This window comes from Pantoea sp. ICBG 985 (assembly GCF_002928365.1).
GTDB classification, from domain to species: domain Bacteria; phylum Pseudomonadota; class Gammaproteobacteria; order Enterobacterales; family Enterobacteriaceae; genus Pantoea; species Pantoea dispersa.
Window position 1 is genome coordinate 171,778 of sequence record NZ_POWM01000004.1, and the last position, 19,575, is coordinate 191,352.

Sequence of the window (19,575 nt, forward strand, 5' to 3'; positions counted from 1 at the left end):
ACCATTGCAAACGGAATAGATGTGAATGTAATGTACTGTTAATCGAACCGAGAACCAAACCTAACGGGTTTCAACCCGCATTGATGTAGCACAGTTAACTGGCAAACCACCCCCGCGCCGTTGTGCAATTCGTGCTACTATTCGGTGACTTCATCGTTGCGCCACCAGAGAGTTATGAGGATGTTTTATGGACCAAGCCGGTATCATTCGCGATTTGCTTGTCTGGCTGGAAAGCCATCTGGATCAACCCCTTTCGCTCGATAACGTTGCGCTAAAAGCGGGCTATTCCAAGTGGCACCTGCAGCGAATGTTCAAGGAAGTTACTGGCCACGCCATCGGCGCGTATATCCGCGCCCGCCGGCTGTCCAAGGCCGCCGTCGCGCTGCGTCTCACCAGCCGGCCGATCCTCGACATTGCGCTGCAGTATCGCTTCGATTCGCAGCAAACCTTTACCCGCGCGTTTAAAAAGCAGTTCAATCAGACACCTGCGTGGTATCGCCGCTCGTCGGAGTGGAATTCGTACGGCATTCGCCCGCCGATTCGCCTCGATGATTACCCGATGCCGCAAGCGCAGTTCGTCACGCTGCCGGAAACTGTGCTGGTGGGGCAAACGCAAAGCTATACCTGTACGCTGGAGCAGATCTCCAGCTACCGCGACGAGATGCGCATCCACTTCTGGAAGCAGTTCCTGCTGGAGACCGATACTGTGCCACCGGTGCTGTATGGCCTGCATCAGGTACGCGCCAGCCATGAGAAGGATGATGAGCAGGAGATTCTGTACACCACGGCGGTGCCGGCCGACCAGCAGGCGCTGAGCATGCAGTCAAACCAGAGCGTGATTCTGGAAGCCGGGGATTATGTGCAGTTCAGCTATCAGGGACCGCGCACTGCGCTGCAGGAGTTTATTCTGCTGCTGTACGGCACCTGTATGCCGACCCTCGGCCTGGTGCGCCGTCAGGGCCAGGATATTGAGCGTTTCTATACGCACGGTGGCAAGAAGCGCAGCGAGCCGCCAATGGAGATTCGCTGCGAATATCTGATTCCGATTCGTCCGCAGCAGTAACGGGCGGTGCGGATGGTCGCCATGAATGGCGACCCTACAGAAGCATCGCCGTTTGTCGCCGATGCGTACTGACCGTGCTCCCGTAGGGTGCGCATTGATGCGCACCGATTCAACCGCATCAACAAGCCCCTACCGTTTGTCGCCGATGCGCATTGCCCATGCACCCCGTAGGGTGCGCATTGATGCGCACCGATATGCGATCATTTATTCGCACCGATACGCGGTCATTCTGCGCCATGCGCTACCGCGATTAACGCTGCAGCTCATCCAGCGCCGGGGCATCCAGATGCGACACATCGCCTGCCGTCTCCACCACCCAGCCGGCGGCGAGCCAGGCGCTTTGCTGATGATCGACGCGCGAAATCGAGCAGTTACGCAGACGCAAACGGCGCTCCGCATGGGCCGGCAGCCCCAGAATGGTACTCACCAGCACACCCAGCGCCATGCCGTGGCTCACCAGCAGCGGGCGGCTACCCGCCGGCAGATCGAGACAGGCATTGAGCGCGTCATGCATGCGCGTCGCCATCTCTTCCATCGACTCACCACCCGGAATCCGGCCGCCTTCGGTGCCATCCACCAGCGCTTTACGCCAGCTCTCCTCTTCCGCCGTCAGGCCGTCGAGCGGACGCTGCTCCAGACAGCCCATATTGAGCTCGCGCAGGCGGGCATCGAGCGTCACCGTACAACCGCAGGCATCAGCGATAATCTCCGCGGTGCGCCGGGTACGTCCTAAATCGCTGGCAATCACGTGAGTAATGCCCAGCGATTTCACGCGCTCGCCCACCTGATGCGCCTGCTGCTCACCTTTATCCGTCAGCGGACTGTCGGACTGCCCCTGAATGCGTCGGGCCGCATTCCAAACCGTTTCACCGTGACGAACAAGATAGACCTGTAACATGCTTAATTTCCGTTATACTGCGACAAATTTGTCTTGAGGGTTCAGGTAATTATGTACCATGTTGTCGCAGCCACCATCAATCCGGCAAAAATCCGCGCAATTGCTCAGGCGTTCAACGACGTTTTCGGCGAAGGATCCTGCCATATTGAAGGGGTCGAGGTCGAGAGCGGCGTCGCCGCGCAACCCTTAAGCGATGCCGAAACGCGAACTGGCGCACGCCAGCGTGTGGCGAACGCGCGTGATGTGCGGCCACAGGCGGATTACTGGGTGGCGATTGAAGCGGGCATCGAAGGCGACTGCGCCTTTGCCTGGATGGTGGTGGAGAATGCGCAGCAGCGCGGTGAATCCCGCTCTGCCAGCTTTACACTGCCGCCGGTGGTGATGGCCGGTCTGGCTGCCGGGCATGAGCTCGGTGACGAAATGGCGCGCTTAACCGGCGTGGAGAATATCAAACACAAGGGCGGTGCGATTGGCGCCTTCACCCACGGCCTGCTGAGCCGCTCCAGTGTCTATCATCAGGCCCTGATTCTGGCGCTCTGTCCATTCACTCACCCGCTGTATCAGCAGTAATCAGCTGCGCCCGAGGCGCGCTTCCAGCCAGCGTTTCAGCTCGGGCGGCGCCTCTTTCAGACTATTGGATCCGCGGGTGATGGTGGCAATCCCGACGCCCAATTCGTTTTTCAGCTCGCGCTGACTGATATCACCGTTGATCAACGCTTCGATAATGCGCAGGCGCGTGCCTAAGGCTTCGCGCTCATCCGGCGTCATCATCAGCTGCAGCAAGGGCAGCGCTACGTCATCGGAAAACGCGTTGTGCATCAGGTCGATGAAACGCAGCCAGTTGTCTTCAACCGGCTGCGGGGAAAGGGGTTGGCTCATGAAGGCTTCCGTACTCATTAACGAGTACGGAAGCATAACACAGTCAGTAACGGCGATTCCACTCACCGTCGGCGAGAATCTTATCCGGCTTGCCCATGAAGTAGCGGTAATAGGCATCGTAGGCCAGCACGTTTTTCACGTAGCCGCGGGTTTCCGAGAAGGGAATGGTTTCGATAAACGCCACCGCATCCAGTTTGCCGCCGCTGGTATTCAGCCAGCTGCGCACCCGCCCCGGGCCGGCATTATAGGCGGCAGAAGAGAAGATGCGGTTCTGACCAAACTGCTGATAGACATACTCCAGATACTGCGTACCAATCTGAATATTGGTCTGCGGATCGAGCAGCTGGCTGCTGTTAACGTAACCCGGAATGTTGTACATCTTCACGGTATGGCTGGCGGTGCCCGGCATCACCTGCATCAGGCCACTGGCGCCAACCGGTGAGCGCGCTTTCGGGTTCCACGCACTCTCCTGACGAGAGATCGCCATGGCGTAGCTTGGCGTGATGCCTTTATCGCTGGTGTATTGCTGATACAGATTGCGCCACGCCAGCGGGAAACGCTCTTTCAGGCTGTCCCACATTTTCGCGGTGATGGTGGCCTGCACGCTGAGATCCCACCAGTCCTGTTCATTGGCGTAGCGCGCCAGCATCTGCTGCTGGGTATGAGTTTTGCTGCTGATCAGGTTGGCCCACTCGCTGCGCGCCAGGTTATCCAGCCCCCAGTACATCAGCTCGCGCACGCGCGCCATCTCCGGCCCCTGCACCACGCTATTGTCCGCCGCCGGGGCCTGATCCACCTGCAGCGGATACTCGACGCCCAGACGCTGTGCCGCCACCATCGGATAGAAACCGCGCTGCTGCATCAGCTTACGCAGAATCTCTTCCGCTTCCTCTTTGCGCCCCTGCGCCATCAGTAAATCGGCCTGCCAGTATTGCCACTCATCTTTCTCTTTGGCTTCCACCGGCAGACGGGCAATCCAGGTGTTCAGGCCGCGACGGTCGTTTTCACTCAGCGCCAGCCGCACGCGCCGCTCAATCAGCGCGGTGGATTCGCTGTTCATCACCACCGCATCGCGCCAGCGCGCCTGCTCCGAGGTGAGATCGGCACCCATCATGCGCCACACCACCGTCTCTTTCAGATCCTGCTCTTCCGCCGGACTCATCTTCTGCGCCTGAACCAGCTGCGGGATCATCATGCGCGCGTTGTCCATATCCTGACGCGCCACGCGGGCAAAGGCGTAGCTGGTGGCCATGCGGGTAAAATCGGTCGGGCCGAGGGTGCTGGCAAAGGTGGTGACGGTCTGGGGATTCTGCTGCAGCGCAATCAGCGCGCTGGCGGTGGTTTGGTAATCCGCCGGCAGCATTTTCGCCAGGTAATTAACCAGGCTGTCGTTGCCGGCTTTCATCGCCAGCCGGATACGTTCGAGGATGGTGATCGGCGACAGCTGCCCTGAGGCCTGCCACACCGAGAACAGCTTGTCGCAGTCGTTCGGTAACGCGGTCCCGCGCAGCCAGATGGCTTTGGCCCCGTCAAACGCCGCCTGTTGCTGGCCAGTCGCCCATTTGGCGTAGTACCAGTTACAGCGCGCCTGCACCGGCTTCGGCTCATCCGGGCTGAAGCTGAGCACGCCCGGCCAGTCCTGGCGGTGCGCCAGCACGTTAACAAAGCGCGTCTGCAGCGAGCGCGCCGGCGGCAGCGTCGGATACTGCTGTATAAAGTTTTTCACCGCCAGCCCGGTCTCCTGATCGAGATCCTGCGCCAGCAGGCGGTACTGCAGGTACGGATAGAGCGGATAATCCTGCAGCGTTGGCATCAGCTGCTCAACCTGGTCCATCTGTTTGTTGTCCCAGGCCTGTTTGATTTGCGCATAGCGCTGTCGTTGCTGATCCAGCGAATCGGCCCACACGCTGCCGGCCGTGCTGACCAGACAGATCCCTATCATCCAGTTACGCCACTTCTCCACTCCGCTCTCCTCATTGCTGCGCTCCAGCTTATGCCGGACTCCCTTCATGCTAACCAGGCCAACCGGCTCTTGCCACGTTCTTCACAAAATTTACCCAGGCGCACCGTGATTGTTCAGCGTCTGCGCCGCAATTGTGCAAATAATCATTAGAAAAACTTATTACCCATCAAATAGCTACGTGTTTTCATTCAGTTACAACTCTGGCACGTGCTTTGCTCTGTTGAATGCCATCTTGTATACCAGCTGGAATTCACTCATGGCATCGACCTTCGGTTTTACGCTTCAGGATTGGCAACGTTGCGCACAGCAGGATGCACAGCAGATCCCTGCACTGCTGGCCGCACATCTCGACGCACTCGATAACCAGGATAATGCCTGGCTGTACCTCGCTTCGCCGGCCCAGCTACTGGCGCAGGTTGAACCGCTGCTGGCGGCGTATCAGCGCAATCCGGCCGCGCTGCCGCTGTTTGGCGTGCCGTTTGCCGTCAAAGACAACATCGACGTGGCAGGCTGGCCGACCACCGCCGCCTGCCCGGCGCTGACGTATCAGGCGGCGGCCGATGCCTTCGTGGTGGCCAGGCTGAAAGCGGCAGGCGCTATCGTCATCGGTAAAACCAACCTCGATCAGTACGCGACCGGTCTGGTTGGCACCCGCTCGCCGTATGGCGCGGTGAGCAACACCTTTAATCCGGCCTACGTCAGCGGCGGCTCCAGCTCCGGCTCCGCGTCAGTGCTGGCGCGCGGCCTGGTCGGCTTCTCGCTCGGCACCGATACCGCCGGCTCCGGCCGCGTGCCGGCAGGTTTTAACAATATCGTCGGACTGAAGCCGACCAAAGGCTGGTTCTCGGCCAGCGGCGTGGTACCGGCCTGCCGTCTCAATGACACCATCTCGGTGTTCGCCCTGACGGTTGCCGATGCCTTTAGCGTCGCCAGCATCGCGGGCGGCTACGACGCCGGTGACGCCTATGCGCGCCAGTCGCTACGCAGCGCACCGGCCAGTTTCCAGCCGCAACCCTCGCTGGCGATCCCTGCCGCGCCGCAGTTTTACGGTGACCAGCAGGCGGAAGCGGCGTGGCTCAGCGCGCTGGAGCAGCTCACGGCGAGCGGTGCGACGCTGCACCCTATCGACTTCGCCCCTTTCCATCAGCTGGCAGAGCAGCTCTATTACGGCCCGTGGGTGGCCGAGCGCACCGTGGCGGTCGGCGAGATGCTCGACCGCCCGGAAGAGATGGATCCGGTGGTGTACGGCATCGTCAGCAGCGGCCGCCAGTACAGCGCCGTCGAGGCGTATCAGGCCGAATACCTGCGTGCCGAACTGACGCGCCAGATCCAGCAGACGCTGGCCCGGTTCGATGCGCTGGTAGTGCCGACCTCGCCCACCATCCATACGCTGGAAGAGATGCAGCAGGAGCCGGTGCACTACAACTCGCAGTTCGGCACCTATACCAACTTCACGAACCTGGCCGACCTCAGCGCGCTGGCGCTACCTGGCCCGTTCCGCGCCGATGGGCTGCCTGCGGGCATCACGCTGATCGCCCCGGCGTGGCACGACCGCGCGCTGGCGACGTTTGGCCTGCGCTGGCAGCAGCAGCTGGCGCTGCCGCTCGGGGCCACCGGCAAAGCGCTGCCGCCGCAGCCCGCCGCGCTGCCGCCGTCGCCTGACCACGTGCGCGTGGCGGTGGTCGGTGCCCATCTCACCGGCATGCCGCTGAATTTCCAGCTCACCACGCGTCAGGCGGTGTGGGTCGAAGAGACGCAAACCGCCAGCCACTATCGCCTGTTCGCCCTGCTCGACGGCCCGATCAAAAAGCCCGGCCTGCTGCGCGGCGACAGCGGTGCCGCCATCACCGTCGAACTGTGGGACATCCCGCTGGCGCGCTTTGGCGAATTCGTCGCGGAAATCCCGGCGCCGCTCGGCATTGGTTCGCTGACGCTGGCGGATGGACGCATCGTGAAAGGCTTTATCTGCGAACCGGCAGCGCTGACGCAGGCGCTGGAAATCACTGAATTCGGCGGCTGGCGCAACTGGCTGACGTCACAGGGGAATCACTAATCATGTTCAGCACCGTTCTGATTGCTAACCGTGGCGAAATCGCCTGTCGTGCCATCCGCACCCTGAAGCGCCTCGGCGTAACCAGCGTGGCGGTCTATTCGGATGCCGACCGCAATGCGCGTCACGTTACCGAAGCCGATGTGGCTATCGCCCTTGGCGGTGACAAAGCCAGCGACAGCTATCTGCGCATCGACAAAATTCTGGCCGCTGCGCAGCAAAGCGGCGCGCAGGCCATCTGGCCCGGCTACGGTTTTCTCTCCGAGAGCCTGCCGTTCGCCGCCGCCTGCGAAGAGGCCGGCATCGCGTTTGTCGGCCCGACCGCGCAGCAGATTGGCGAATTTGGTCTCAAGCATCGCGCCCGTGAGCTGGCCGCCAGCGCCGGCGTGCCGATGACGCCGGGCACGCCGCTGCTCAGTTCGCTGCAGGACGCACTCAGCGCGGCGGAAGATATCGGCTATCCGGTGATGCTGAAAAGCACCGCCGGCGGCGGCGGCATCGGTCTGACCCGCTGCGCTGACGCCACGGCACTGGAAAACGCGTGGGAGAGCGTGCGCCGTCTGGGCGAGCAGTTTTTCAGCGATGCCGGCGTGTTTCTTGAACGCTGCATCGATCGTGCGCGTCATGTGGAAGTGCAGATTTTTGGCGACGGCAAGGGCAAGGTGATTGCGCTGGGCGAACGCGACTGTTCGCTGCAGCGCCGCAATCAGAAGGTGGTGGAAGAGACGCCGGCCCCTAATCTGCCGCAGGCCACGCGCGAAGCGCTACTGGCTTCAGCGGTGCGGCTGGGCGAGCTGGTCAATTACCGCAGCGCCGGCACCGTGGAGTACATCTATGACGCCGCGCAGGACGCGTTTTATTTCCTCGAAGTGAACACCCGCCTGCAGGTGGAGCATCCGGTGACCGAGTGCGTCACCGGCCTTGACCTGGTGGAGTGCATGCTGCAGGTGGCGGCGGACGATGCCATCGACTGGGATCGTCTGCAGCAGGCACCGCACGGCGCATCAATTGAGGTGCGGCTGTACGCCGAAGATCCGCTGAAAAACTTCCAGCCGAGCCCGGGCGTGTTAACCCACGTCAGCTTCCCGCCGGGGGTGCGCGTCGACGGCTGGATCGAGACCGGCAGCGAAGTGACGGCGTTTTACGATCCGATGGTAGCCAAACTGATCGTGCATGGCGAAACGCGCGACGCCGCGCTGGCGAAGCTGCAGCGGGCGCTCGACGCTACCCAACTGCACGGCATCGCCACCAATCTCGATTATCTGCGTCAGATCGTGGCGACCGACGCCTTCCGCAGCGGCAACGTCTGGACGCGCTTCCTTGACGGCTTTACGCCGGCGGCCAGCGTCATCGAAGTGCTGCAGCCGGGGACGTTCAGCAGCATTCAGGACTTTCCCGGCCGCCTGGGCTACTGGGACATCGGCGTGCCGCCGTCCGGCCCGATGGATGACTTCGCCTTCCGCCTGGCCAACCGTATCGTCGGCAACCACGCCAGCGCCGCCGGGCTGGAGTTCACCCTGCAGGGCCCGACGCTGCGTTTCCACAGCGATGCACTGATTGCGCTGACCGGTGCCGACTGTCCGGCCGATCTCGACGGCAGCGCGGTCGACTACTGGCAGCCGGTGGCGGTGAAAGCCGGACAAACCCTGACGCTGGGCCGCGCGCAGAGCGGCTGCCGCACCTATTTAGCGGTGCGTAATGGTTTCGATGTGCCGGAGTATCTTGGCAGCCGCGCCACCTTCTCGCTGGGCCAGTTTGGCGGCCACGCCGGACGCACGTTGCGCGTCGCCGACATGCTGCCGATCTCCCAGCCAGCGCTCGCCGCCTGCACCACGCCAGCCCCGGTCAGCGACCCCGAAGCGCTGGATCGCGCGCTGGTGCCGCACTACGGCAGCGAATGGCGCATTGGCGTGCTGTACGGCCCGCACGGCGCACCGGATTTCTTCACCCAGGCTGCCATCGATGAGTTCTTTGCCAGCGACTGGCAGGTGCATTACAACTCCAACCGGCTGGGCGTCCGTCTGGTCGGGCCTAAACCCAGCTGGACGCGCGCTAACGGCGGTGAAGCCGGGCTGCATCCGTCTAACGTACACGACTGCGAATACGCCATCGGCGCGGTGAACTTTACCGGTGACTTCCCGGTGATCCTGACGCACGACGGCCCAAGCCTTGGTGGCTTCGTCTGCCCGGTCACCATCGCCAAAGCCGAGCTGTGGAAAGTCGGCCAGGTCAAACCGGGCGATCGTATCCGCTTCCACCCGATCAGCGCCGACGAAGCGGTCGCGCTGGAGAAAGCCCAGGCGCACAGCGTAACCACGCTGCGCAGCCAGCACGCACCGGCCTTCGCGGTGCCGTCACTGGCAGCGAGCGACATCGGTTCTGCCACCCTGTTAGCGGCGCTGCCGGCAACCGCCACCACGCCTGCTGCGGTCTACCGCCAGGCGGGCGACAAATATGTGCTGATTGAGTACGGCGATAACGTGCTGGATCTGGCGCTGCGCCTGCGCGTACACCTGCTGATGCAGGCGCTGCGCCAGCGCGCAGAGCCCGGCATCGAAGAGCTGTCGCCCGGCGTGCGCTCGCTGCAGGTGCGCTATGACAGCCTGGTGATCGGTCAGCAGCAGCTGATGACGCTGCTGCTGGAGCTGGAAGCCAGACTGGGCGACGTCAGCGCGCTGAAAGTGCCGTCGCGCATCGTCTGGCTGCCGATGGCGTTTGAAGACAGCGCCACGCTCGGCGCGGTGGAGCGTTACAAAGAGACGGTTCGCGCCAGCGCGCCGTGGCTGCCGAATAACGTTGACTTCATTCAGCGCATCAATGGACTGGCGAGCCGCGAAGCGGTACGCGACACCCTGTTTGCCGCCAGCTATCTGATTCTCGGTCTCGGCGATGTCTATCTCGGCGCGCCGTGCGCGGTGCCGATCGATCCGCGCCATCGCCTGCTGAGTTCCAAATACAGCCCGGCGCGCACCTTTACCGCCGAAGGCACGGTGGGCATTGGCGGCATGTACATGTGCATCTACGGCATGGATTCACCGGGCGGCTATCAGCTGGTGGGGCGCACGCTGCCTATCTGGAATAAGTTCCTGCAAAACGATCAGTTTGCCGCCGGCGAACCCTGGCTGCTGCGCTTCTTCGATCAGGTGCGTTTCTATCCGGTGAGCGAAGCGGAACTGACGCAGCTGCGCGACGATTTCCGCGCCGGTCGTGCCCGCATCCGCATCGAACACAGCGAGTTTGATTTCGCGGCCCATCAGCAATTCCTCACCGACAACGCGCCGGAAATCAGTGCTTTCCGTGAACGTCAGGCCGCGGCGTTTGAGCAGGAAGTCACGCTGTGGGCGCAGGAAGAGCAGGAAGCGCCGCTCACCAGTGAAGAGACGCTGGTGGTCACCGACGCAGAGGACGATGCGCTGGCGGTGTGTGCAGACATGAACGGCAACATCTGGAAAGTGCTGGTTGCGCCGGGCGATACGGTGCAGGCCGGTCAGACGCTGATCATCGTGGAAGCGATGAAGATGGAGCTGGCGATTGTCGCGCCGCAGGCCGGCACGGTGAAACGCATTGCCTGCCAGGCGGGCCGTCCGGTAAGTCCGGGCGATACCCTGCTGTGGCTGGCTTAAGGAGCAGGTATGAACAGTAGCGCGCCCCGCAGCAAAGGCCGTCCCGAAGCGCTGGCCGAAAAGGTTTATCAGGCGCTGAAGCAGGACATCTTTGAATTCCGTCTGATGCCGGGTGACCGCTTCAGCGAAAACGAAATCGCCGATCGGCTGGCGGTGAGCCGCACACCGGTGCGTCAGGCGCTGTTCTGGCTGGAGCGCGAAGGCTACGTCGAGGTGTGGTTTCGCAGCGGCTGGCAGGTACGGCCGTTCGATTTCGCCTACTTCGAGGAGCTGTACGACTTCCGCACCGTGCTGGAACGCGAAGCGGTGCGCCGCCTGTGCGCGCTGCCGCCGCTGGCCTGCGCGGAAACCCTGACCGCGCTGAAAACCTTCTGGATCGACGATGCCCGGCTGGAAGATGGCAAAGCGGTATCAGCGCACGACGAAGCGTTTCACATGGCGCTGGTGGCGGCGGCGGGCAATCAGGAGATGGCGCGCATCCACGCCGAGCTGACAGAAAAAATCCGCATCATTCGCCGTCTCGACTTCACGCGGGATGACCGGGTCGATGCCACGTACCGCGAGCACGCTCAGATCTTACGGGCGATTTTTCAGCAACACACCGAGGAGGCACAGCGCATTTTAACCGACCACATTGCCGTCAGTAAGGCCGAGGTCAGGAAGATTACATTGCATATGTTACAGCAGGCTCGGCTTCAACCCATTGAATAACAACAGATAACACAGTTAGGGGTTTAAATGATGAAACGACGTTCGTTGCTTAAAGCTTTCGCGCTCTCCGCTACCGTTGCCAGCATGGGCTTCGCCTTTACCGCACAGGCGGCAGACACCATCAAAGTCGGCATTATGCATTCGCTGTCCGGCACCATGGCGATTTCCGAAACGCCGCTGAAAGATGTGGCGCTGATGACCATCGATGAGATCAACGCCAAAGGCGGTGTGCTGGGCAAGAAGCTGGAACCGGTGGTGGTCGATCCGGCCTCTAACTGGCCGCTGTTCGCCGAAAAAGCGCGCCAGCTGCTGACTCAGGACAAAGTGGCGGTGGTGTTTGGCTGCTGGACGTCGGTCTCGCGCAAATCGGTGCTGCCGGTGTTTGAAGAGCTGAACGGCCTGCTGTTCTATCCGGTGCAGTACGAAGGCGAAGAGATGTCGCCGAACGTGTTCTACACCGGCGCCGCGCCGAACCAGCAGGCGATCCCGGCGGTGCAATATCTGATGAGCGAAGATGGCGGCAGCGCCAAACGCTTCTTCCTGCTCGGCACCGACTACGTCTATCCGCGCACCACTAACAAGATTCTGCGCGCCTTCCTGCATAGCAAAGGCGTGCAGGATAAGGATATCGAAGAGGTGTACACGCCGTTTGGTTACAGCGATTACCAGACCATCGTGTCCAATATCAAAAAATTCTCCGCCGGTGGCAAAACCGCGGTGATCTCCACCATCAACGGTGATTCCAACGTACCGTTCTACAAAGAGCTGGCGAACCAGGGCATTAAAGCAACCGACATTCCGGTGATCGCCTTCTCGGTGGGGGAAGAAGAGCTGCGCGGCATCGACACCAAACCGCTGGTCGGTCAGCTGGCGGCGTGGAACTACTTTGAGTCAGTGGATAACCCGACTAATGCGAAGTTCGTGGCCGACTACCGCGCTTACGCCAAAGCGCACAACCTGCCGAACGCCAACACCGTAGTGACCAACGATCCGATGGAAGCCACCTACGTTGGTCTGCACATGTGGGCGCAGGCGGTAGAGAAAGCCGGCACCACCGATGTGGATAAAGTGCGCGCCGCAATGGCCGGACAGACGTTTAAAGCACCGGACGGATTTACGCTGACCATGGACAAAACCAACCACCATCTGCACAAGCCGGTCATGATTGGTGAAGTGGAGGAGAACGGCCAGTTCAACGTGGTGTGGCAGACCGAACAGCCGGTACGCGCCCAGCCGTGGAGCCCGTACATCGCCGGGAATGATAAGAAGCCGGACTATCCGGTGAAGTCGGCGCAGTAAGGGGAGGCTGATGGCCCTCGCCCTATGGCCCTATGGCCCTATGGCCCTATGGCCCGCTGGCCCTCACCCCGGCCCTCTCCCAGGGGGAGAGGGAGACACTGCTGCATGTGAGTGAGGCGCTGCTGCATGGGAGTGAAGAGCTGCTGCATGTGAGTGAGGCGCTCTTCACTCGCTCGATCGGTTCCCTCTCCCGCTTGCGGGAGAGGGTTAGGGTGAGGGCCAGACAACGCCTTATCTCCGGTGAGGGCCACACCGCACCCAACCTAACCATAACAGGATGATCACCATGACACTCCGCCGTATTCTCAGCTGCCTGCTGTTACTGCTGCCGTGGCTGGCGCAGGCCGGTGATGGCGCTGACTTCGCCGCCGCCAGCCGCACGCAGCAGGCGACATTGCTGCAGCAGTGGGCTGCGGCGCCGCAGACCAGCCGCTTGCCGCTGCTGCAGGCGCTGCGCAATGAAAGCGTGGTTATCGACCAGAACAAACAGCCGTTCAGCAAGCAGGCTGACCAGCTTCTGCCGCTCGACAGCGCCCGGCAGCCGGACGGCGAAACCAAAAAACTCTTCATGAACAACCGGCTGCGCGTGCTGATTGCCAGCGCCCTCGCCGCCCACCAGCTGGTGAGTGACGATGCGGCGACTCGCCTGCGCGCAGCGCAGCAGTTACAAAACGATGCCGCGCCTGACCAGCTGCCGCTGATTGAACAGCGCCTTGCCGCCGAACAGGACAGCAAAGTACGCGCGGTGCTGGCGATGGCCGCCGCGAATCTGCAGCTCGCCAGCCCGGACGCCGCGCTGCGCCTGAAAGCGGTCACGCTGCTGGGTGAATCGGGCGATCCGGCAATGCAGGCCAGCCTGACGCGCTTAACCCAGGCCAGCAACGAACCCGATGCGCAGGTGCGCGCCGCGGCGGCCGCCAGCCTGCAGCACATCAGGCAGCGCCTGATGTGGGGCGATTGGCTCGGCCAGGCGTTTACCGGGCTGTCGCTCGGTTCCATTCTGCTGCTGGCCGCGCTCGGCCTGGCAATCACCTACGGCCTGCTGGGGGTGATCAACATGGCGCACGGCGAGATGCTGATGCTCGGCGCCTACGCCACCTGGCTGCTGCAGAATCTGTTCCAGCAGTTTGCACCGCAGTGGCTGGCGTGGTACCCGCTGCTGGCGCTGCCGGTGGCCTTCGCCGTCACCGCCGTGATGGGCATGCTGCTGGAACGCACCATCATCCGCCACTTATACGGTCGTCCGCTGGAGACGCTGCTCGCCACCTGGGGCATCAGCCTGATGCTGATTCAGCTGGTGCGCATGCTGTTTGGCGCGCAGAACCTCGAAGTGGCCAACCCGGGCTGGCTGTCCGGCGGCTGGCAGCTGCTGCCAAATCTGGTGCTGCCGTATAACCGCATCGCGGTGATCCTGTTTGTCATCGCGGTGCTGGCGCTCACCTGGCTGCTGCTGAATAAAACCCGGCTGGGGCTGAATGTGCGGGCGGTCACGCAGAACCGCGCCATGGCCGACTGCTGCGGCGTGCCGACCGGGCGCATCGACATGCTGGCGTTTGGACTCGGTTCCGGCATTGCCGGACTCGGCGGCGTCGCGCTGTCGCAGCTGGGCAACGTCGGACCGGAACTGGGTCAGGGCTACATCATCGACTCATTCCTCGTGGTGGTGCTCGGCGGCGTCGGTCAGCTGGCCGGCACCGTGGTGGCGGCTTTTGGTCTCGGCATCCTCAACAAAGTGCTGGAGCCGCAGATTGGCGCGGTGCTCGGCAAAATCCTGATCCTCGTGCTGATTGTGCTGTTTATCCAGAAACGTCCCCAGGGTCTGTTTGCCGTTAAAGGGAGGGTGATTGACTGATGAGCCAGCCACTGACCTTACGCGCGGTGCGCAAAGCGCCGCGCCTGAGCCTGATTCTCGGCGTCATCGTGACCGCGCTGCTGCTGGTGCTGCCGTTCTGCGCCCTGCTGCCCGCCAGCCATCCGCTGGCGATCTCCACCTATACGCTGACGCTGGTGGGCAAAATCCTCTGCTATGCGATTGTCGCGGTGGCGCTGGATCTGGTGTGGGGCTACGCCGGGCTGCTGTCGCTCGGCCACGGGCTGTTTTTTGCCCTCGGCGGCTATGCCATGGGCATGTACCTGATGCGCCAGGCCGCAGGCAGCGGTTTGCCGGCGTTTATGTCGTTTCTGTCGTGGAATGAGCTGCCGTGGTTCTGGGCCGGCAGCCAGCACTTTCTCTGGGCGCTGTGCCTGATTGTGCTGGTGCCAGGCCTGCTGGCTCTGCTGTTTGGCTTCTTCGCCTTCCGCTCCAGAATCAAAGGTGTCTATTTTTCCATCATGACGCAGGCGCTGACGTACGCCGGCATGCTGCTGTTTTTCCGCAACGAAACCGGCTTCGGCGGCAACAACGGCTTCACCGGTTTCACCACCCTGCTCGGTTTCAGCGTCACCGCCACCGGCACGCGTATCGCACTGTTTATCGCGACCGTGCTATTGCTGCTGTTCAGCCTGGCGCTGGGCTTTGCCCTGGCGCGCAGTAAGTTTGGCCGCGTGCTGACGGCGGTACGTGATGCAGAAAACCGTCTGATGTTTATTGGTTACGATCCGAAAGGCTTCAAACTGTTCGTCTGGACGCTCTCCGCCGTGCTGTGCGGGCTGGCCGGTGCGCTGTATGTGCCGCAGGTCGGCATCATCAACCCGAGTGAAATGTCGCCGACCAACTCGATTGAAGCGGCGATTTGGGTGGCGCTCGGTGGACGCGGCACGCTGATTGGCCCGCTGCTGGGTGCGGCTATCGTCAACGGTGCCAAAAGCTGGTTCACCGTCGCCTTCCCGGAATACTGGCTGTTTTTCCTGGGCCTGATGTTCATCCTGGTCACGCTGTTCCTGCCGCGTGGCGTAATTGGCCTGCTGCGCCGGAGGCGTCATGACTGAGCAACTGTTTACCCAACCGCACCCGGCGGATCGCCATCGTCAGCAAACCGATCCGGTGCTGCTGCTGGAGAACATCAACGTCTCGTTTGACGGCTTCCGCGCGCTGACCGATCTGTCATTGCAGATTGGCGTCGGCGAGTTGCGCTGCGTGATCGGCCCGAACGGCGCGGGAAAAACCACGCTGATGGACGTGATCACCGGCAAAACCCGGCCGGACAGCGGCCAGGTAATCTACGACCAGGATACCGATCTGCGCCAGCTGTCGCCGGTCGAAATCGCCCGTGCCGGCATTGGCCGCAAGTTTCAGAAACCCACGGTGTTTGAAGCGCTGACGGTGTTTGAAAACCTCGAGATCGCGCTGAAAAACGATAAATCGGTGTGGGCCAGCTTGCGCGCCCGGCTTAGCGGTGAGCAGCGCGATCGCATCGACGAGGTACTGAAACTGCTGCGGCTCGGCGGCGAACGCCAGCGGCAGGCGGGTCTGCTTTCGCACGGGCAGAAGCAGTTTCTCGAAATCGGCATGCTGCTGGTGCAGGAGCCGCACCTGCTGCTGCTGGACGAACCGGCAGCTGGCATGACCGATGCCGAAACCGACTACACCGCCGAGCTGTTCCGCAGCCTGGCGGGCAAGCACTCGCTGATGGTGGTGGAACATGACATGGGCTTTGTGGAAACCATTGCCGACCACGTGACGGTGCTGCATCAGGGCCAGGTGCTGGCTGAGGGCTCGCTGCGCGAGGTACAGGCGGACGATCGGGTTATCGACGTATATCTGGGGCGCTGAGATGTTACAGGTAGCAGAACTGCATCAATTTTACGGCGGCAGCCATATCCTGCGCGGTCTGTCGTTTGAGGCTCGCCCGGGCGAGATCACCTGCCTGCTGGGGCGCAACGGCGTGGGCAAAACCACGCTGCTGAAGTGTCTGATGGGGCTGATTCCGGTCAAATCCGGCGAGGTTCGCTGGCAGAACCAGCTGATTAACACGCGCAAGCCACACCAGCGCGTGCAGGCCGGTATCGCTTATGTGCCACAGGGGCGCGAAATTTTTCCGCGTCTGACGGTGGAAGAGAACCTGCTGATGGGACTGGCGCGCTTCTCCGGCAGCCAGGCCAGCCGGGTACCGGAGGAGATCTACCAGCTGTTTCCGGTGCTGCGCGAGATGAAAACGCGGCGCGGTGGCGATCTGTCAGGCGGCCAGCAGCAGCAACTGGCGATCGGCCGGGCGCTGGCCTGCCAGCCGCAGCTGTTGATCCTCGATGAGCCGACCGAAGGGATCCAGCCGTCGGTGATCAAAGAGATCGGTGCGGTGATCCGCCAGCTGGCGCAGCGCGGTGACATGGCGATCCTGCTGGTTGAGCAGTTTTATGATTTCGCCGCCGAACTGGCCGACAGCTATCTGGTGATGTCGCGCGGCGAAATTGTGCAGCGTGGCGCAGGGGCGAATATGGAGAGCGAGGGCGTGCGCGGGCTGGTGGCGATTTAGCCGCGCGGCGGGCGGGCAGGCAGAAGACAGGTTGTTAATCTGCAAGAAAAAACTTATGTTTACCCTCCACCCGGCCATTCCGGCCGCAGCGAAGGTTGAGCGAACTGTTACTGATGGAAACCCGCCGCGACGAACGAATCAATAAGCTGGCGCAGGCGCTGAAACACAGCGACACCCTGCACTTAAAACAGGCCGCGCAACTGCTGGACGTGTCAGAAATGACCATCCGCCGCGATTTAACCGGCGCGACGCAGGGCGTGGTGCTGCTGGGTGGCTATGTGATGCGCGACCCGCGGCAGAACGTGGCGCACTATTTTGTAAGCGACCAGCAAAACCTCAACGTCAGCAAGAAACGTCTGCTGGCACAGCGGGCTGCCGCGCTGGTACAGGCCAACGACACGGTATTTTTCGACTGCGGCACCACGTTACCGCTGGTGATCGAAGCGATCGATAACGACCTACCCTTCACCGCCATCTGCAGCGCGATCAACACTTTTCTGGCGTTAAAAGAGAAGCCGCGCTGTCGGGTGATTCTGTGCGGCGGCGAATTCCACGCCGATAACGCCGTGTTTACCCCGCTCGAGCAGGTCACGGTGCTGGATGCGCTCTGCCCCAATAAAGCCTTTATCTCTGCCGCCGGTATGGACGCCGCGCAGGGTGCCACCTGTTATAACCTCAATGAACTGCCCATCAAGCATCTGGCGCTGCAGCGGGCGCAGACCAAAATCGTGGTCGGCGACAGCAGCAAGTACGGCAAGGTACTGCCGGCGCGCATTGGCGACTTCTCGCTGTTTGATATGCTGGTCAGCGACAGCCCGCCTCCGCCCGCGCTGCTCGCCGTGCTGCAGGCGGCCAGGCTCACCCTGCACTGCGGTTAGCATTATTCCGCCGCTGCGTAAGATTGCGCGCAATGCGGCTGTGATTGCCGGGTGAAAACGGCTAAACTTCAGCATCTGACGTTCCACCCATTACAGACCAAGAGGCTCATCACAACGTGGCTCAATTCGTCTATAGCATGCATCGCGTCGGCAAAGTGGTTCCGCCGAAGCGTCACATTCTGAAGAATATCTCCCTTAGCTTTTTCCCTGGCGCCAAAATTGGCGTACTCGGCCTGAACGGCGCGGGTAAATCGACCCTGCTGCGCATCATGGCCGGCATTGATAAAGATATCGAAGGGGAAGCTCGCCCGCAGCCGGGCATCAAAGTCGGCTATCTGCCGCAGGAACCTCAGCTGAACCCGGAACACACCGTGCGTGAGTCGGTGGAAGAAGCCGTCGCGGAAGTGGTTGGCGCGCTGAAGCGTCTCGACGAAGTGTACGCGCTGTACGCCGATCCGGATGCCGACTTCGACAAGCTGGCCGCTGAGCAGGGCCGTCTGGAAGAAGTGATCCAGGCACACGACGGGCACAACCTGGAAACCCAGCTGAACCGCGCTGCCGATGCCATGCGTCTGCCGGAGTGGGATGCCAAAATCGCGAACCTGTCCGGTGGTGAACGCCGCCGCGTCGCGCTGTGCCGTCTGTTGCTGGAAAAGCCAGACATGCTGCTGCTCGACGAACCGACCAACCACCTGGATGCCGAATCCGTCGCGTGGCTGGAGCGTTTCCTGCACGACTTCGAAGGCACCGTGGTAGCTATCACCCACGACCGTTACTTCCTCGATAACGTTGCCGGCTGGATTCTGGAGCTGGACCGTGGTGAAGGGATTCCATGGGAAGGCAACTACTCCTCATGGCTGGAGCAGAAAGATCAGCGTCTGGCGCAGGAGGCTTCTCAGGAAGCGGCACGTCGCAAATCGATCGAGAAAGAGCTGGAGTGGGTGCGTCAGGGCGCGAAAGGCCGTCAGTCCAAGGGCAAAGCCCGTCTGGCGCGCTTTGAAGAGCTCAACAACACCGATTATCAGAAACGTAACGAGACCAACGAACTGTTCATTCCACCTGGCGCGCGCCTCGGCGACAAAGTGCTGGAAGTGAAGAATCTGATCAAAGCGTATGGCGATCGCGTGCTGATTGATGATCTGTCGTTCTCGCTGCCGAAAGGCGCCATCGTCGGCATCATCGGTCCTAACGGCGCCGGTAAATCGACGCTGTTCCGCATGATGTCAGGCCAGGAGCAGCCGGATTCCGGCAGCATCGAGCTGGGCGAAACCGTGAAGCTGGCGTCGGTCGATCAGTTCCGCGATGCGATGGATAATTCCAAAACCGTGTGGGAAGAAGTTTCTGGCGGTCAGGACATCATGCGCATCGGCAATACCGAGATGCCAAGCCGCGCTTATGTCGGTCGCTTTAACTTCAAGGGTACCGATCAGGGCAAACGCGTCGGCGAACTGTCAGGCGGTGAGCGTGGCCGTCTGCACCTGGCGAAACTGCTGCAGGTGGGCGGCAACCTGCTGCTGCTCGACGAACCAACCAACGACCTGGACATCGAAACCCTGCGCGCACTGGAAAACGCCCTGCTGGAGTTCCCGGGCTGCGCGATGGTGATCTCGCACGACCGCTGGTTCCTCGACCGTATCGCCACCCACATCATCGACTATCAGGATGAAGGTAAGGTGGAGTTCTTCGAAGGTAACTTTACCGAGTACGAAGAGTACAAGAAACGCACCCTCGGCGCCGAAGCTCTGGAGCCGAAGCGTATCAAGTACAAGCGCATGGCGAAGTAATCGCTGTGATAACAA

15 protein-coding genes are annotated in these 19,575 nt (G+C 61.7%); 12 read left to right on the forward strand and 3 right to left on the reverse strand.

Annotated elements, in window-relative coordinates; all coding sequences use genetic code 11:
* The first annotated feature begins 187 nt into the window (after positions 1–187).
* Positions 188–1,063, forward strand: coding sequence for an MDR efflux pump AcrAB transcriptional activator RobA (robA, locus tag C1Y42_RS13395; RefSeq protein WP_021508651.1), 876 nt, complete (start codon positions 188–190; stop codon positions 1,061–1,063).
* Between the two features lie 250 nt (positions 1,064–1,313).
* On the opposite strand, the gene gpmB is transcribed toward robA, so the two are convergent.
* Positions 1,314–1,961 (reverse strand): 2,3-diphosphoglycerate-dependent phosphoglycerate mutase GpmB, encoded by a 648-nt coding sequence (gpmB, locus tag C1Y42_RS13400; RefSeq protein ID WP_104093703.1) that lies wholly within the window; start codon positions 1,959–1,961, stop codon positions 1,314–1,316.
* A 51-nt stretch (positions 1,962–2,012) separates the two neighbouring features.
* Between gpmB and yjjX the strand changes: the two genes are divergently transcribed.
* Positions 2,013–2,531: an inosine/xanthosine triphosphatase gene (gene yjjX / locus C1Y42_RS13405; protein ID WP_104093704.1), complete on the forward strand. Its 519-nt coding sequence runs from the start codon at positions 2,013–2,015 to the stop codon at positions 2,529–2,531.
* Here the strand turns inward: yjjX and trpR are convergent, their stop codons facing one another.
* Both trpR and sltY read right to left on the reverse strand, forming a co-directional pair.
* The gene (gene trpR / locus C1Y42_RS13410) at positions 2,532–2,840 is read right to left on the reverse strand and encodes a trp operon repressor (RefSeq protein WP_021508685.1); all 309 of its coding nucleotides are present in this window, start codon (positions 2,838–2,840) and stop codon (positions 2,532–2,534) included.
* A 43-nt stretch (positions 2,841–2,883) separates the two neighbouring features.
* Complete coding sequence (gene sltY, locus C1Y42_RS13415) at positions 2,884–4,803, reverse strand: murein transglycosylase (RefSeq protein ID WP_058771515.1); 1,920 nt, start codon at positions 4,801–4,803, stop codon at positions 2,884–2,886.
* A gap of 256 nt (positions 4,804–5,059) precedes the next feature.
* On the opposite strand from sltY, the gene atzF reads away from it, so the two are divergent.
* From atzF to ettA, 10 genes are all read left to right on the forward strand, one after another.
* A complete protein-coding gene (gene atzF / locus C1Y42_RS13420) occupies positions 5,060–6,856 on the forward strand; it encodes an allophanate hydrolase (protein ID WP_104093705.1) in 1,797 nt (598 codons plus the stop codon).
* 2 nt (positions 6,857–6,858) lie between these two features.
* Positions 6,859–10,476: an urea carboxylase gene (gene uca / locus C1Y42_RS13425; RefSeq protein ID WP_104093706.1), complete on the forward strand. Its 3,618-nt coding sequence runs from the start codon at positions 6,859–6,861 to the stop codon at positions 10,474–10,476.
* 9 nt (positions 10,477–10,485) lie between these two features.
* On the forward strand, positions 10,486–11,187 hold the full coding sequence (locus C1Y42_RS13430; RefSeq protein WP_104093707.1) for a GntR family transcriptional regulator: 702 nt from the start codon (positions 10,486–10,488) through the stop codon (positions 11,185–11,187).
* A 30-nt stretch (positions 11,188–11,217) separates the two neighbouring features.
* Positions 11,218–12,486 carry an urea ABC transporter substrate-binding protein gene (gene urtA / locus C1Y42_RS13435; protein ID WP_104093880.1) on the forward strand — a complete coding sequence of 423 codons (1,269 nt, stop codon included), beginning with the start codon at positions 11,218–11,220 and terminating at the stop codon, positions 12,484–12,486.
* 286 nt (positions 12,487–12,772) lie between these two features.
* Complete coding sequence (gene urtB / locus C1Y42_RS13445; protein WP_104093709.1) at positions 12,773–14,338, forward strand: urea ABC transporter permease subunit UrtB; 1,566 nt, start codon at positions 12,773–12,775, stop codon at positions 14,336–14,338.
* Positions 14,338–15,414 (forward strand): urea ABC transporter permease subunit UrtC, encoded by a 1,077-nt coding sequence (gene urtC / locus C1Y42_RS13450; RefSeq protein ID WP_058757138.1) that lies wholly within the window; start codon positions 14,338–14,340, stop codon positions 15,412–15,414. The genes urtB and urtC overlap by 1 nt, the downstream gene beginning before the upstream one ends.
* Complete coding sequence (gene urtD, locus C1Y42_RS13455; protein WP_058771510.1) at positions 15,407–16,198, forward strand: urea ABC transporter ATP-binding protein UrtD; 792 nt, start codon at positions 15,407–15,409, stop codon at positions 16,196–16,198. The genes urtC and urtD overlap by 8 nt, the downstream gene beginning before the upstream one ends.
* A 1-nt stretch (position 16,199) precedes the next feature.
* A complete protein-coding gene (gene urtE / locus C1Y42_RS13460) occupies positions 16,200–16,898 on the forward strand; it encodes an urea ABC transporter ATP-binding subunit UrtE (RefSeq protein ID WP_104093710.1) in 699 nt (232 codons plus the stop codon).
* A gap of 113 nt (positions 16,899–17,011) precedes the next feature.
* A complete protein-coding gene (gene deoR, locus C1Y42_RS13465; protein WP_104093881.1) occupies positions 17,012–17,776 on the forward strand; it encodes a DNA-binding transcriptional repressor DeoR in 765 nt (254 codons plus the stop codon).
* Between the two features lie 116 nt (positions 17,777–17,892).
* Positions 17,893–19,560, forward strand: a complete 1,668-nt coding sequence (ettA, locus tag C1Y42_RS13470; RefSeq protein WP_104093711.1) for an energy-dependent translational throttle protein EttA — start codon at positions 17,893–17,895, stop codon at positions 19,558–19,560.
* Positions 19,561–19,575 lie beyond the last annotated feature (15 nt).

What these genes read in the sequence shown, in the direction of transcription:
- robA (WP_021508651.1), top strand. Translation starts at nt 188, where the DNA reads ATGGACCAAGCCGGTATCATTCGCGATTTGCTTGTCTGGCTGGAAAGC.
- gpmB (WP_104093703.1), bottom strand. Translation starts at nt 1,961, where the DNA reads ATGTTACAGGTCTATCTTGTTCGTCACGGTGAAACGGTTTGGAATGCG.
- yjjX (WP_104093704.1), top strand. Translation starts at nt 2,013, where the DNA reads ATGTACCATGTTGTCGCAGCCACCATCAATCCGGCAAAAATCCGCGCA.
- trpR (WP_021508685.1), bottom strand. Translation starts at nt 2,840, where the DNA reads ATGAGCCAACCCCTTTCCCCGCAGCCGGTTGAAGACAACTGGCTGCGT.
- atzF (WP_104093705.1), top strand. Translation starts at nt 5,060, where the DNA reads ATGGCATCGACCTTCGGTTTTACGCTTCAGGATTGGCAACGTTGCGCA.
- uca (WP_104093706.1), top strand. Translation starts at nt 6,859, where the DNA reads ATGTTCAGCACCGTTCTGATTGCTAACCGTGGCGAAATCGCCTGTCGT.
- C1Y42_RS13430 (WP_104093707.1), top strand. Translation starts at nt 10,486, where the DNA reads ATGAACAGTAGCGCGCCCCGCAGCAAAGGCCGTCCCGAAGCGCTGGCC.
- urtA (WP_104093880.1), top strand. Translation starts at nt 11,218, where the DNA reads ATGAAACGACGTTCGTTGCTTAAAGCTTTCGCGCTCTCCGCTACCGTT.
- urtB (WP_104093709.1), top strand. Translation starts at nt 12,773, where the DNA reads ATGACACTCCGCCGTATTCTCAGCTGCCTGCTGTTACTGCTGCCGTGG.
- urtC (WP_058757138.1), top strand. Translation starts at nt 14,338, where the DNA reads ATGAGCCAGCCACTGACCTTACGCGCGGTGCGCAAAGCGCCGCGCCTG.
- urtD (WP_058771510.1), top strand. Translation starts at nt 15,407, where the DNA reads ATGACTGAGCAACTGTTTACCCAACCGCACCCGGCGGATCGCCATCGT.
- urtE (WP_104093710.1), top strand. Translation starts at nt 16,200, where the DNA reads ATGTTACAGGTAGCAGAACTGCATCAATTTTACGGCGGCAGCCATATC.
- deoR (WP_104093881.1), top strand. Translation starts at nt 17,012, where the DNA reads ATGGAAACCCGCCGCGACGAACGAATCAATAAGCTGGCGCAGGCGCTG.